This window comes from Paenibacillus macquariensis, from assembly GCF_900156375.1.
Lineage (GTDB): Bacteria > Bacillota > Bacilli > Paenibacillales > Paenibacillaceae > Paenibacillus_AQ > Paenibacillus_AQ macquariensis.
In genome coordinates, this window is record NZ_FTNK01000010.1 from 76,736 (window position 1) to 91,629 (window position 14,894).

The 14,894-nt window shown below is 43.3% G+C and carries 12 protein-coding genes and 1 pseudogene; 11 read left to right on the forward strand and 2 right to left on the reverse strand.

Going from position 1 to position 14,894, the window contains the following annotated elements; all coding sequences use genetic code 11:
• Window positions 1–199: 199 nt before the first annotated feature.
• From BW961_RS17890 to BW961_RS17935, 11 genes and pseudogenes are all read left to right on the forward strand, one after another.
• Window positions 200–3,463, forward strand: a complete 3,264-nt coding sequence (locus tag BW961_RS17890) for an S-layer homology domain-containing protein (protein ID WP_212568135.1) — start codon at window positions 200–202, stop codon at window positions 3,461–3,463.
• A 473-nt stretch (window positions 3,464–3,936) separates the two neighbouring features.
• The gene (locus BW961_RS17895) at window positions 3,937–4,977 is read left to right on the forward strand and encodes an ROK family transcriptional regulator (RefSeq protein ID WP_068584491.1); all 1,041 of its coding nucleotides are present in this window, start codon (window positions 3,937–3,939) and stop codon (window positions 4,975–4,977) included.
• 15 nt (window positions 4,978–4,992) lie between these two features.
• Window positions 4,993–6,213 carry an MFS transporter gene (locus BW961_RS17900; protein ID WP_068584487.1) on the forward strand — a complete coding sequence of 407 codons (1,221 nt, stop codon included), beginning with the start codon at window positions 4,993–4,995 and terminating at the stop codon, window positions 6,211–6,213.
• Window positions 6,214–6,489: 276 nt separating this feature from the next.
• Entirely contained in the window at window positions 6,490–7,047 is a 558-nt protein-coding gene (locus BW961_RS17905) for an RNA polymerase sigma factor (protein ID WP_068584484.1), read from the forward strand.
• Complete coding sequence (locus tag BW961_RS17910) at window positions 7,044–7,952, forward strand: hypothetical protein (protein WP_244555989.1); 909 nt, start codon at window positions 7,044–7,046, stop codon at window positions 7,950–7,952. The genes BW961_RS17905 and BW961_RS17910 overlap by 4 nt, the downstream gene beginning before the upstream one ends.
• 263 nt (window positions 7,953–8,215) lie before the next feature.
• Complete coding sequence (locus tag BW961_RS17915; RefSeq protein WP_068584480.1) at window positions 8,216–8,851, forward strand: prolyl hydroxylase family protein; 636 nt, start codon at window positions 8,216–8,218, stop codon at window positions 8,849–8,851.
• Between the two features lie 595 nt (window positions 8,852–9,446).
• A pseudogene (locus BW961_RS29960) lies at window positions 9,447–9,593 on the forward strand (MarR family transcriptional regulator); the annotation flags it as partial.
• A gap of 58 nt (window positions 9,594–9,651) precedes the next feature.
• Window positions 9,652–10,314 (forward strand): NAD-dependent epimerase/dehydratase family protein, encoded by a 663-nt coding sequence (locus BW961_RS17920; RefSeq protein WP_068584477.1) that lies wholly within the window; start codon window positions 9,652–9,654, stop codon window positions 10,312–10,314.
• Window positions 10,315–10,485: 171 nt separating this feature from the next.
• Window positions 10,486–11,052, forward strand: a complete 567-nt coding sequence (locus tag BW961_RS17925) for a MarR family winged helix-turn-helix transcriptional regulator (RefSeq protein WP_076576933.1) — start codon at window positions 10,486–10,488, stop codon at window positions 11,050–11,052.
• A gap of 111 nt (window positions 11,053–11,163) precedes the next feature.
• Window positions 11,164–11,667: a hypothetical protein gene (locus BW961_RS17930; RefSeq protein ID WP_170878580.1), complete on the forward strand. Its 504-nt coding sequence runs from the start codon at window positions 11,164–11,166 to the stop codon at window positions 11,665–11,667.
• Between the two features lie 2 nt (window positions 11,668–11,669).
• Entirely contained in the window at window positions 11,670–12,536 is an 867-nt protein-coding gene (locus BW961_RS17935; protein WP_068579867.1) for an SDR family oxidoreductase, read from the forward strand.
• Between the two features lie 316 nt (window positions 12,537–12,852).
• On the opposite strand, the gene BW961_RS17940 is transcribed toward BW961_RS17935, so the two are convergent.
• Together BW961_RS17940 and BW961_RS17945 are read right to left on the reverse strand one after the other, a co-directional pair.
• Entirely contained in the window at window positions 12,853–13,146 is a 294-nt protein-coding gene (locus tag BW961_RS17940; protein WP_068579868.1) for a hypothetical protein, read from the reverse strand.
• A gap of 15 nt (window positions 13,147–13,161) precedes the next feature.
• The gene (locus BW961_RS17945; protein WP_082867298.1) at window positions 13,162–14,754 is read right to left on the reverse strand and encodes an oleate hydratase; all 1,593 of its coding nucleotides are present in this window, start codon (window positions 14,752–14,754) and stop codon (window positions 13,162–13,164) included.
• Window positions 14,755–14,894: the final 140 nt, after the last annotated feature.

Sequence of the window (14,894 nt, forward strand, 5' to 3'; positions counted from 1 at the left end):
ACGGTCACGATGTATTTACTGTTGCTCTAAGAGATGTGGGGGTCTTTGTTCAAGCAGTAGAAAGTATATGGATGTGTTTTTGTGTTTCGGAGGAAGTGTAACGGTTGCTTAAAGGGATACATTTTAGGGAAGAGAGGTTGATTATGAAATGAAAGAGAAACAAATGAAGAAACGAGTATTTGTGGTGGTGATGAGCTTTTTGTTGGTTGCCCTCCCTGTGCTCCAGCTAGTTGCGGGCGGAAATTTAGCATTTGCGGCAACTGAAACGTGGACGGACATTACCGGATCTGAAAGCTTTGGCAATCCTTCCGGCGTAGCAATAGGCAGTGACGGCAATGTGTATGTGTCGGATTATGGCCGAGCCAAAGTAAAACAACTGTCGAACGGCAGTTGGACGGACATTACCGGATCGGAAAGCTTCAATGCAATCGTTGGCGTAGCAGCAGACAGTAACGGTGATGTATATGTGACGGATAACTCAGGAAGAAAAGTGAAAAAACTATCCAACGGCAGTTGGACGGACATTACGGGTGCCGGAGGCTTTTCAAATCCTGTTGGTATAGCGGCAGATAGCAACGGCAATGTGTATGTGACGGATTCCCTCTCGAACAAAGTAAAAAAACTGTCGAACGGAATTTGGACGGACATCACCGGAGCGGCAGTCCTTTCCTCTCCTTTTGGTGTAGCAGCAGACAATGACGGCAATGTATATGTGACGAATTACAACAGTAACACAATCAAAAAACTGTCGAACGGCAGTTGGACAGACATCACCGGAGCGGGAAGTTTTTTATCTCCTTTTGGCGTAGCAGTAGACAGTGCCGGCAATGTGTATGTTGCGGATTCCGGCAATAACAAAATTAAAAAACTGTCGAACGGCAGTTGGATGGACATTACGGGTGCGGGAAGCTTTTCAAGTCCTTGGGGGGTAATCGTAGACAGTAGCGGTAATGTGTATGTGACGGAATCCGGCGGTAAAAAAATCAAAAAGCTTTCATCTCCAGTAATTAATAGTGTGAGCGTTAGCCCAAGCAGCCCGAGCGTCGTGCAAGGAGGCAGCCAGCAGCTTACAGCAACCGTGAATGCGGGCGAAGGTGCAGCAACGACGGTCACATGGTCCAGCAGCGACGTAACTAACAAAGTTGCGGTGGATAGTACAGGGAAGGTTACTGTAGCGGCGGATACAGCAATGGAGGATTATACGATCAAGGCCACGTCAACGGTAGATAGCAGCAAAACAGCTACAGCCACGATTACCGTCACGGCAGCACTTACCTATACGATTGCTGCAATAACGAATCCAACGTTGACTGCACTTACTCAAGGTTATCAATCAGGTACACAAGAGACCAAAAACATCGAAGTAACGAATACCGGAACTGGTAATTTACCTAATCTAAAGGTAGAGGTTAGCGGTACGAATGCGGACGATTTTGCGATCACGCAAACTAGCGCGACATTAAACAGCGGGGCGCCTGCAACAAGCTTTACGGTCACGGCGAATGATGGCTTGGCCGCAGGCACGTACACGGCAACAATCACGATATCGGCGGACAACATGATACCTGTAACGTTGACCGTGACGCAAGCGGTGAACTTGCCAGATGCTCCTGCCAATCCGCAAAACCTCGTGGCCGTTGGGGAAGATCGTCAAGTAACGTTAACTTGGGATACGGTAACGGGAGCGACGTATTACAATATTTATATGGCGACTGCTTCAGGTCAATTTAGTGACGATTTAGTTGCCACCGTGACTCACACGACCTACAATGTACAGAATCTAATCAATGGTACTGCTTATTACTTCATGGTGAAAGCAGGCAACTTGGGTGGCATGAGTGCAGAATCGAATCAAGCGAGCGTAACTCCTGCAACGGTTCCGGCAGCACCGACGAATATTTCGGCAGTCGCTGGAAACGGACAAGCGACGGTTACCTTTACGGCTCCAGCCGATAACGGAGGCAGCGCAGTTACAGGATATGAAGTAACTTCTTCACCAGGGAATGTAGTTGTGACCGGAGCAGTAAGCCCGATTACTCTCACAGGTTTGACGAATGGAACGAGCTACACGTTTACGGTGAAAGCGATCAATGGTATAGGAAAAAGTGTGTCGTCTGCCGAATCGAATGCGGTCATCCCGCGAGCGGAATCCAGCAGTAGCAGCAGTACTCCATCTGCACCCGTTACTCCAACGATACCGGAGAATACGAAGACAATAGTGGATATAATTGTCAATGGAAAGGTGGAGGGTGCGGGAACCGCAACGTCCACTAAACGAAACGGCCAAACCGTAACAACGGTAGTGGTTGATCAGAATATGTTGAGTGATAAAATCGCGGCGGAGGGTCAAAATGTGGTGATCACGATTGCGGTGAAAGCTAAATCCGATGTGGTCGTTGTCGAACTGAACGGTCAGATGGTAAAAAAGATGGAAAGCCAGCAAGCCGTTCTGGAGATTAAAACCGATCGCGCGACCTATAGGATTCCAGCGCAACAACTTAATATGAATGCCATATCTGGGCAAGTGGGCAAGTCGGTAGCCTTGCAGGACATCAAGGTGCAGATTGAAATTGCCGCAACGACAGCGGATGTGTTGAAAATGCTGGAGAACGCGGCAGCCAAGGGAGAGTTCACGCTGGTCGCTCCACCAATGAGCTTTACGGTGAGAGGCATCTATGGAGATAAGACCATTGAAGTATCGAAGTTTAACGCGTATGTGGAACGAACCATTGCGATTTCAGATGGCGTTGATCCGAACATGAGTACCACAGGAGTGGTTGTTGAGCCGGACGGAAACATTCGGCATGTACCTACCAAGATTGTTGTAGTGGATGGCAAATACTTTGCCAAAGTGAACAGCTTGACCAACAGTACGTACTTGGTTATACGGCGGTATCCTGTAAATTTTGCCGATGTCGCGCAGCACTGGTCGAAAGACATGGTGAACGACATGGCGTCGCGGATGGTAGTCAATGGCGTCGATGCGACGCACTATAATCCTGACGCAGCGATCACCCGCGCCGAATTCGCGGCGATTATCGTGCGGGCGCTGGGACTTGCCGAGAGCGGGAAAACCTCCGCATTCAGGGACGTGAAATCCGGTGATTGGTACGTTGGCGCAGTAGCGGAAGCTCAGGAGTACGGTATCATCCAAGGGTACGAAGATGGAGCATTCCACCCAAGCGATACGATCACCCGCCAAGAAGCAATGGCAGTGATTGCACGAGCGATGAAGTGGACGGGACTTCACGCAAGCGTCAACGGAGCAGAGGCAGAATCCGCACTTGCCTCGTTTACAGATGGGTCGGCGGTAGATGCGTGGGCGAAGCCAGAGGTTGCCGCGGCGGTGAAGAACGGTCTGGTAAAAGGTTCTGACATAGGACTGAAGCCGACGAACCCCATCACAAGAGCGGAAGTAGCAAATATGATCCAGAAGCTTTTGCAGAAGTCTGGGTTAATCTAAGTTGTGAATCGTCGATAAAAGATAGTATGGTAAGACCGTGAAGCCTTAGTGCTGCACGGTTTTTTCCTGTTATAGGCGTAATTCCCCATATTCGAGTTGCGTGCATAGGGGATACCTCACACAACATATATCTTATGATGAAAACAAGGGTTGAGCTAGCTTCTGAAACGATGACAGCAATAAACGTCCAACAAGTAACGATAGCCATTTTGGCCAATGTGATTTTCTTCCAGTAGTCTGGTTATACCGATTTATGGTTTTTGGTTTCATGATGATTCCTCCACTCACATACCTTTATAAGGTAATATGTTCTTAGAATGTATGTATTTGTTCTCTTTGATTCAAAGTGGGGGGAATAAGTGGTACATTCAAATTCCATCTTGTCAGTAACCCGTATTCCTGCTATCATCGTAGTGACTTATTAAACGTGTTTAATAAGTGAGTGTGACTTTGATTATAAGGTGGTGAGTATGATGAGCGAGATACGACTTACTTCACAACATACAAGATCAGAAGTGATTCGTTGCCTTCGATCTGAACTGTTAGAGCATGGAAGTGCTACGAAGGTTGAGTTGAGTCACAATTTACAAATTAGCTTTCCGACCATCAGTAAGTTCCTGAAGCAAATGGAGAACAGAGGGGAAGTTACATCCGTTGGTCTTGATGAATCAAGTGGGGGAAGAAGAGCTATAAGATATACATATCAGCCGAATTATATGTTGGGTCTAGCCATCTTTCTAGAGAAAGGTGAGACGAATTATGCTGTGTTTAATTGCTTAGGGGAAGTCATTGAGCAAGGGAACACCCATAGTATGCTAGAGGAAGATGTGTTACAGCTAACCACATTTATTGAGAGCAAGAAGAATGCTTATCCTAATATGAACGCTGTGGCTATTGGTGTCCCAGGTGCAGTTAATAACGGAACAATCTTTCATATACCAGGGTATGAGAACTATCATAATCTTGATCTTAAGAAGCATATAGAGGAGCAACTCGCTATCCCGACTGTTGTAGAGAATGATATGAATGCTGCTGCAATCGGCTATATGGCTCAAAGGGAAATGGTAGAAAGGATTTCTTTGTTATATTTGTATTTAGGGAAAAATGGTCCTGGTGCAGGGATTGTAATCAATGGTGAAATTGTGCGAGGGAAAACCTTTTTTTCAGGAGAAGTCTCATTTGTTCCCCAGTATGACGATAGAAACTTCCTAGAAGCCTTAGCCAATGGAGATAGTGGGAAGAAGAGTATTGCACATATGACGGAAAATATAGATGCGATTAGCCGATTAGTGGGCACAATCACATCAATCTTGAATCCTCATTATATTATTTTGTGTGATGATGAAATAGATACGGTCATGCTCAACCAAATTACTGAGCGAAGTGCCACATATGTTCCAAGAGAACATCTCCCAGAGTTAGCAGTAAGTAACTTGAAGCATGACTATCTAAATGGATTACAGCGTCTTGGATTGAGTGTATTGATTTCACAACAAATAGATGATCAACACTAAGGAGTACAGATAACGATGGCAACTTTCTTTTTAATTATTATTTATTTGGCTTTTATCAGCTTGGGATTACCTGATTCATTACTTGGATCGGCATGGCCTGTGATGAGCATGGATCTGAATGTTTCATTAGGAACGGCAGGAATTATTTCTATGGTTATTGCAGGTAGTACGATTGTATCAAGCTTGTTAAGTGGTACAGTACTAAAGTGGTTTGGTACGGGGAAAGTGACGCTTGTAAGTTGTATCATGACAGCAGTAGCGTTACTTGGTTTTTCATGGTCTCCTTCTCTTATTTGGTTAGTTATTTGTGCAATTCCACTCGGTATAGGTGCGGGGTCTGTAGATGCAGGATTAAATAATTATGTGGCTATTCATTATAAGGCTCATCATATGAGTTGGCTGCACTGTTTCTGGGGAGTAGGTGCTACACTGGGTCCAATGATTATGGCTTCGTCTATTTCAGGCAACAATTTGTGGAGACAAGGTTACCTCATCGTAGCGGGTGTTCAATTTATTCTAGTCGTCATTCTATTCGTTACGCTCCCTTTATGGGATAAGGTTGCTAAACGTAGTCATGTCATAAATGCTGAAGCCGAACATGAAGCGATGAATCAAGAGTTAGATCAAATTGCGGAGAATACGAAGCCATGGAATATAAAAGGGGTCAAATTAGCGATGCTAACCTTCTTATTCTACTGTGGAATCGAAGCAAGTATGGGCTTATGGGGCAGTAGCTTTCTTGTGAATATAAAAGATTTACCGGCAGCAACAGCGGCACAATGGGTTTCTTGGTTCTATATAGGCATTACAGTTGGGCGAATGATCACTGGATTTATTACGTTTAAAATGAGCAGTCGAATGCTGATTAGGTACGGCCAGCTTATCGCTTTATTCGGAACATTACTGCTAGTGTTACCATTTCCACCGATCCTTTCGCTTGTTGGATTTACGATTGTAGGATTGGGGTTAGCACCTATATTTCCGTGTATGCTACATGAAACACCTGCTCGATTTGGGAAAAAGAAGGCTCAGTCCATCATGGGCTTTCAAATGGCAGCTGCATATACGGGTAGTACGCTAATACCTCCGTTGCTGGGATTACTTGCAACCAATATGAACATTAGTATCTTTCCGTGGTTCGTTAGTATATTTGCTATCGCGATGCTGTTGTGTACAGAGAGACTAAATCATTTCTTGAAGAAATTACATGTAGGCATTAGGAAAAGTATTCAATAAAGCGTATTAAGGATTTCGGGTTCGATTGAGATTGTATTAATGCTTGCAATGAGGAAACGAATAATGTGGAAAAGTCTCTATTATAGGGGCTTTTTTTTCATTTTATTAAAGTTAATCGAGGCGCGTGAATTGAAACATAATCGAATGTCGAAGCTTATGAAGATATACTGATTGCCAGCCTTAATTACATAAGAAAATAAATATTTTTGCAACCTAAACGCTTCTTTTCCTACTTTATAAGTGAAGGCCTTAATCAAACCGAACGGAAGTGATGGAGTGAATGATAGAGACATTATACAATTGTACTTTGCTCGCAATGAATCAGCAGTAGAAGAAACATCCAAAAAATATAAAAAATATTGTACCCAGATCGCCCGTAACATTCTGTCTAATGTGGAAGATTCAGAAGAATGCGTTAACGATACCTTTCTTGGAGCATGGGAAGCGATACCGCCGAAGTCTCCTGAGAAACTGTCGTCTTTTCTGGGGAGGATTACGCGGAATATCGCCTTGAACAAATACGATTATTACAAGGCCAAGAAGAGGAATAAAGAATTTGAGACAATTCTTGATGAATTAAACGACTGTGTATCCTCTTCAGACAATGTTGAAAGTCAATACGAGGGAGAACAAATGGCCGAATCGATAAGCGAATTTCTGCAGAGCATTAAGGAAGATCATCGGAATATTTTTCTGAGACGATATTGGTACTCTGATTCTATGACGGATATTGCCTCGCGATTTGCAATAAGTGAAAGCAAAACCAAATCCATTCTATTCAGAATAAGAAAAAAACTTCAAATATACCTTAAGAAAGAGGGTTATGTATTATGAATAATAAAGATCTCTTTAAAGCCATTGGTGACGTAGACGGTAATTTAGTAGAAGAAGCTAATACTGCGAGACGGACAAATAAAAAACCATATGTCAGATGGGGAACGATCGCTGCCTGCCTTGCATTGGTGGTAGGACTGGCCATTTATAAATCTCCCCCTACGCCTGAGTCTGCATCTCTGGAAATATCGAAACAGACACAGGTCTCGTCTTCCCCAACGGGAATTCGAAAAATTCTGAATTACAACGGATATCGTTATGCATTCGTAGAAGATGGCGCTCAGTTTAAGTTCACAGGACTGGAGCCTGTACAATCGCTTGGCACATTAGAGTATGATATCAACCCTGAGACGGGGAAGAACGGTGGAGACAATAATGTGGAAAAGGATTATTCCTCGACGTTCGCTGTTGGTGGAAAGCTATATGAAATTCCGACATACCCATTCCATTTTCGCATTGCGGTCAAGTACGAACAAAATTATTATCTGGCAGAACTCGTGGCCAAGGTAAATGATTCTGAGATGACTGCAAAGGAGTATCTAGATATGTCTAATCTGAAGGAGCGTGCAAAAGAAATCCATATTCTAAACCATGTGGGAAATGACGTACTTAAGAAAATGACAGATCATGCTTTTGTAGAGTCCATCATAGAGGGCCTGTATAGCGCAACAAATGCTGATTTAACCAACAAGGAATACGAGGCTATTGGACAGGCGCAATCTGAAGGGAAATCGTATCAACTACAGTTCAACATCAAGGACGGGACCCAAATGGCCATGTACATCATTCCAGAATTAAAAGTCGTGTCTATGGGAGATGCTTATTATCAATTGCCGGATGCCTTCTTTGATCAATTCGGTGATATCTTCGTAGGGCTTAGACAAGAGGCACTGCCGCTCTACTGAGTAATTGAGTTCGGAGCCAGAGTATTAACTTATCGTATGAATATATTTGTGTGAAAAATGCTTTATAAACAACACCATCCGATTAAGGATGGTGTTGTTTATTTTCATGAAGATATTAACGGACCGTAGTCATATTAGGATATATTCATATATTTAAATTGTTTTTATAGTATATTAGTAATTAATGTAAATGTTTAATACTTTATTTAAAAGTTCAAGTTTTTGTCATCATTAAGAGGTTATAGAGGAGATTGATTATTAATATGATAACTGAAGTTTCTATTTTACCCATTCAATCCATCTATTCTATCGACAATCACATCATTACTGCTACAGTGTTAAATGAAGAACCTTTAATAATGAAATTAGATCATGTACTAAGCGATGAAGAATGCCAAGCACTTATTGGGTCTGCTGCATCTCGTCTTGAACAATCGAAATTAGTGAATAAAGAAGTTAGTCAGATTCGTACTAGCAAAAGTATGTTTTTTGATAAAAACGAAAGCCTATTAATTAATATCATTGAGAACCGCATATCAAGCTTAATGCAGGTACCCATTGCACATGCTGAAGGACTACAAGTTTTACATTATGAACCTGGACAAGAATATAAAGAACATTATGATTTTTTTGGGCCCAATAACCCTTCAAGTCTTAACAATCGAATAAGTACATTAATCATATACTTAAATGATGTAGAAGAAGGAGGAGAAACAACACTTCCAAACTTAGGTATTACTGTGAAACCAGTTAAAGGATCTGCTGTTTACTTCGAATACTTCTATAATAATCAAACATTAAACGAACTAACGTTGCATTGTGGTGAACCTGTTATCCGCGGTGAAAAATGGGTAGCTACGCAATGGATGCGTAAACAACGAATTCGAGAAGGGGACTAAAGTTATTTAAGGGGCGATACTCAAGTGACATCAGCACGGTGACGACACCCAACGCTAACTAAGCGCAGCTTGTGTGTCGATACTTTCGGACAGGGTTTCGAGTCCACCTCCATTTGAAAGACCCGCTGATATAGCGGTTTTCTTCTTTTAGCGGTGGATTTGTCGCCGTTCTATTGCCATCAGAATTTAAAAATACAATTTTTAAAACCTCTTTCTTTTTCTAAGCTTGCTTTTGAATCTCTGATTTCGTGTTCTTTTGATATTTTTTATTACCCATCAAGGTCATAGAACGAAAAGTAGAGTTGCGAATAGAATCGGTAGTATTAAATTAACAGAAACCACACATGTAGAGTGCTTAATATTAATAGTGCTAAAAGAATAGATGAGATGTGACAGTATATATAACTTCATTATACTTGGTATGATCTTCGGTTGATGAGAATCAAATATTCAGATATGAAGAAAGACGGGGTGGGGGAAATTCTTTCTTGTGGGCCAATCTTACCATTGTAGAAAAAAAGGTGAATACCTAGAATTGAAGATGTGATAAAAACATGTGTTGACACAAAAAGTAATTAGGAGCCATACTACATATATGAACAACAATAATAAAGTAACAAATGACATTGGCGCTATTCCCTCGCTTGTACAATCCAAGCGGCAGATTGATCGCTATAACCTAGACATAGACGCACAGGCTATACTCGTCGCGTCTAGGCTAATGGCAGCGGGAGCCAAGCTTCACTATGGACAGACGAATAGTTAATAACAATTTAATTGAGAAAAAGGAGGGATCCATCTTGAAAATAAGAGCGATAATTACAGGTGTTACGGGGATGGTTGGCGAGGGTGTATTACATGAATGCCTGCAGCATCCTGATGTGGAACAAGTTTTAGTGATTAACCGCAAACCATGCGGCTTTTCACATCCCAAATTAACTGAAATCATCCACAAAGATTTTTTTGATTTATCTGCAATAAAGTCTCAATTAAGCAACTATAATGCATGCTACTTTTGCTTGGGTGTATCTTCTGGTGGTTTGAAGGAGGAGGAATACTCACGATTATCGTTTGATCTTACTGTGCATATGGCAGAAATGCTCGCAGGCTTGAACCCAGATATGGTGTTCTGCTATGTTTCCGGAATGGGGACGGATAGTACAGAGCTAGGAAAAAGGATGTGGGCAAGAGTGAAGGGCAAGACAGAAAATCACCTCATGCAGCTACCTTTCAAAAAAGCATACATGTTTCGCCCTGCCTACATCAATCCAATAAAGGGATTAAAAAATACGCATAAATCTTATTATGCATTTATGTGGCTATTTCCTATTCTAAGAAGACTATTTCCAAACGTTACAGTGTCTTTAAAGGAGCTTGGTATTGCAATGATTCATACCGTTACTAAAGGGTATGACCAATCTATTCTCGAAAGCAAGGATATCAAAAAATTGGCTAAATCCTAATCGGGTACTTTTGGCTGATCTCATAATCTAATTCATCTGAGCTCAATAATACAGCTGTAGCCTTTTGCAGTGGTCGAGGAGGAATACAGTTCCAGATATGAAGAAAGGCGGGGTGTTGATGTGTTATAAAAATGTGTTGACACAAAAGTAATTAGGAGCCATACTATATATATGAACAACAATAATAAAGTAACAAATGACATTGGCGCTATTCCCTCGCTTGTACAATCCAAGCGGCAGATTGATCGCTATAACCTAGACATAGACGCACAGGCTATACTCGTCGCGTCTAGGCTAATGGCAGCGGGAGCCAAGCTTGGACATGCTTCAGAGATTCATTTCTCCAGATTCGGTTTATCAACAGGGCGATATCGTTTATTGGCAGATCTTGAAGATAACGAAGGAGAAGAGTTGCCTTCGCAATTAGCGGAGCATCTGGGCGTTACACGTGCTACAGTGACTGGTCTTATCGACATTCTTGAGCGAGATGGCTTAGTATCTCGGCGATCAAGCTCAGACGATGGCCGTCAGAGATCGGTTATTTTGACGGAGGAAGGCGCGAAGAAGCTCCGTGAAATGGCTCCTGAGCATTTCGCACGGTTGGAAGCAATGGTGGGCTTACTCAATATCGAGGAGCGCAGTGTATTTCTCGACCTGCTAGGCCGAGTCACACAAGGCATCTCAGCACTTACGGGCGAACTAGGCTCGAAACCGAAGGAAAACATCAGTAATGAGTAGAATGGGCTAGTGAAGCTAGCCTATTTTTACTCTTATATAGTTAGGTTCCTAATCATTATATTACTGAAATGAATCGCAGAACTATTTAAAAAAGTAAGGAGGAGTAACTAGATGAACAAAATGAACTACCCGAATCAGACAGATGGTGTTTACGGGATCAAGGCCGCTGGTTCCAAGGGAAAGACTTTTGTACTGTGGCGTGAAGTTGTAATGGCCTATGCTGGTCCTGCCATTATGGCAGGTATCGGGGGCTTGATCTCTGGCGACAAGGGCCTCCAAATAGGGGCCTTAACCACAATCGGTGGAACATCGGCCTTGGTGGCTTTGATTCTTGGCCTTTGGTTGCGCAGCCGAGGGGGCCGTAAACGATGGATCATCGGCGCACCTCACTTGGTTGTGGTAGGGATGTTCGCGTTGGCCGGGGCTTTGTTGGGGCTATTAGCCGCATGGGTGACATCAGATTTACTGGGAATTTTTATTCCGATTGATCACTTGGCCTGGGTCGGTCGTGTCTGGATCGATTTCCCGTTATCTGGATTTATAGCAAGCACGATAGTGACATGGCGGTGGCATCTTGCCGTCACAACTAATTTTTCATCCAAAAGGAGAAGATAAAAATGATAGTTATTATGGGAGCAACAGGTACGATAGGCAGTGCGCTTTTGGAACGTTTGGTTGATCTTGGCGTGCCCGCCCGGGCGCTGAGCAGAGAGCCAGAGAAGTTGCGTGATCAGATCGGAGAAAAAGGACGATCGACTATCGAGGTCGCATCGGCTGATGCTTCCGACCCCGAATCGCTGCGTGGCGCATTTGCAGGAGGTAGCCAGCTCTTCCTTGCAATGTCCAACAGTCCAAGACAAATCGAATTGGAGACTTCGATCATTCAGATTGCCGTCGAAGCTGGCGTCAAGCACATCGTAAAGATTTCCAGTCCTGCCTTTGAGAAGAGCTCTCCAGTAGCAGTGGCTGGCTGGCATCGCGAAATCGAGAAAACCCTGAACGAATCGGGTATCACCCATACTGTGTTGCGCCCCTATGCGTTCATGCAAAACTTACTTCGCCTTGTACCAACGGTCACAACGCAAGATATTTTCTTCGGATCCATGGGCGATTCACCATGTAACTTCATTGACTGTCGCGATATCGCGGATGTTGCCGCAGAGGTTCTGACCAACCCAGAGGTATCCGGCCAAATATATACGCTTACGGGTCCGGAGATTTTCAGCTATCCCCAGATCGCCAGTAAACTATCCGCGCTGCTTGCTCGGCCGATACGCTATATCAACATGGAGCCCCAATTACTACTCAGCAATCTAATCGAGCACGGACACATGCCTCCTTGGCTCGCGAACCACGTTGTGGAAATTCAAACCATGTCTACGGTTGTGCCAGAAAAGCCTAATGACACTGTGAAGCGCTTGCTCGGCAGAGAGCCCCGCACGATAGACGCCTTTTTACATGAGTGTATAGAAAATTTCCGGTAGAGGCGGAGTCCACTTATTTTTCAAGTTTGTGTCGTTGGCAGCGTTTTGTTTCGATCTTAAGAAAAAAATCTGGTTGGCACGATTGCTGTGGTAGGCGAAGTGGTGGATTTAGCGAATGCTCATATCTCCACGGTTAGAGGGGATTACATCAATGCAGGGTTATCAGCCGCATCTGCTATAACAAGGAGTCTCCTATTGCTGTATAAAAAAACCGCGGCAGTCGAATGATAAGCTTCATCTAATATAATCAAAATAACCTAAGGGCAATCGCTATTCTCAGCGATTGCCCTTAGGTTATGGAGTTATGAATGAATTCTTATATGGCCCGATTCCCCTCGATCGCAAGCTTGCCGTATTTGGTATCAGCTACAGCCGTCAAGTGATCTCCTTCAATAGTACCTTTTGCCGTATAAGAAATCTTGGTAATTAACTTCTTGATCTCCCCTGAGAATACGAACGCATTGTCCTCGATCTTCCCGTTCGAAAATGCGTTACTGCCTCTTAAGATGTTCAATGAGCCGTTAAGTGAGTGACCATCCTGTGTGAATGTGATTGTTCCTTTTTCCATTCCCATTGGGGTTTGCATCGTAATGTTATAGGTTCCGTTCATCGATTACTTCCTCCTTTATCTGTATGAGGTATTCAATGCTTTCATCAAGGTACGAACATCATACATGTGAGGTGTTACCGGGCACACCTTCTTATTCAATCCCAGCAAGGTATACACGGCAATTCTGGCCGCGCGAATTGAATATTCTTCAGTGAATACCATGTCTTCAGGAATTTCAACGAACTGACTAATCATTGCTAGGTTCGTGGAGCCATCTGGCACCACTTTTGGACGATCGCTCATCGCACGTGGCTGGAACTGTGCATCAATGTATGGCATCATGCATGGAATAACATTCACGACGCTATCCATGACTTCATCCATATCCTCTTCCATATGAAGATGGTGCAGCAGTTCGACCAGCATTTCTTTTCCTGTGCAATCTCGCATTGGCTTCTTGACATAATCGCCTTCTTTATCGGTGTACAGACCATATCCCCATAATATCGTTGTGTCTGCCGGCTGGTTTTTAAAATGAGGCTGTGCCGCAACGACAATCGACATCAACCAATTGGAATCTTTGAATGTCATTAGAGCACCACTGCCTGGTTTGTTGCGGGAATATTTCTCGATCATCTTCAACAGCTTGTCACCTTTGCAAGTAACCGTGAAGGATGCCCAGTTCGTTTCCTCTGCATTGCTGAAGAACGGAGCTGGATTGCCAAGTCCCTCTTTTTTAGCTGCGATCTTGGCCCACAAGTTGCCTGACATCGGATTCTCTGACACTATCTTAGCAGGTGTATTCAGATCGCCTAAGGTTGCATTATCAGTCATACAGCCATTGGTCATGATGCACAAATCTCCCTCTTGAAGTTGAATCATACCCAATTTACCATCTTGCTCATAATGGATAGCTGTTACCGTGATACCGTCTCCTTCTTCAAAATCGAGATCCGTCACTTTATATTTCAAGCTGAAATCAACGCCGAAACCATCAAGATATGTCTTGATCGGTAAAATAATCGAATCATATTGGTTATAAGGAGTACGTGTAACCCCTTCAAGTGTTTGAATACGAGGGAATTCAAATATCATACGGCTCATATAGCGTTTGAATTCAAACAAGCTAGACCATTTCTGGAAGGCGAATGTTGTCTGCCACATATACCAGAAGTTCGTTTCGAAGAAATGTGGTGTCTCCGCAAACCAATCGCTGATCCGCAAATTGTCCAGTTTCTCCTCTGGTGTGATCATTAATCTTCCAAGCGCTAATCGATCGGCTGTATTAAATCCCATGGACATGACATCCAGAACCTCGCCGTCTTTGTTAATCAAGCGGGCATTCGCATGTGTGGGATGCGTATGGTCAAAAGCTAGAATCTCATCGCATACGGACACGCCTTCTTGTTCGATTGAAGGAATGGAGGATAGCAGCTCCCATGTATTTTCATAGGTTTCTTCATTTAACATACGACCTCCGCGGCACACGAAGCCATTGGTTGTGTTACCCGCACCGTCATTACTTCCTCCGAGAATGTGCATACCTTCTAAAATATGAATGTTTTCACCTGGAAAATTACAATCTCGCACAAGATAGGAAGCACCTGCGAGTGAGCCTAGACCGCCGCCAATAAAGTAAACTTGTTTGTTTTCGTATTCTTTTTTCATAGATGTAACCTCCATATGTTAATTTATATTTCTTTGTAAAATCAATATACTTCACATACGGATCAGTTACCTTAGACACCAAAAGGACAGTGTATGAAATCCATACACTGCCCCCACATTGTCTAAACATATAGGATAAA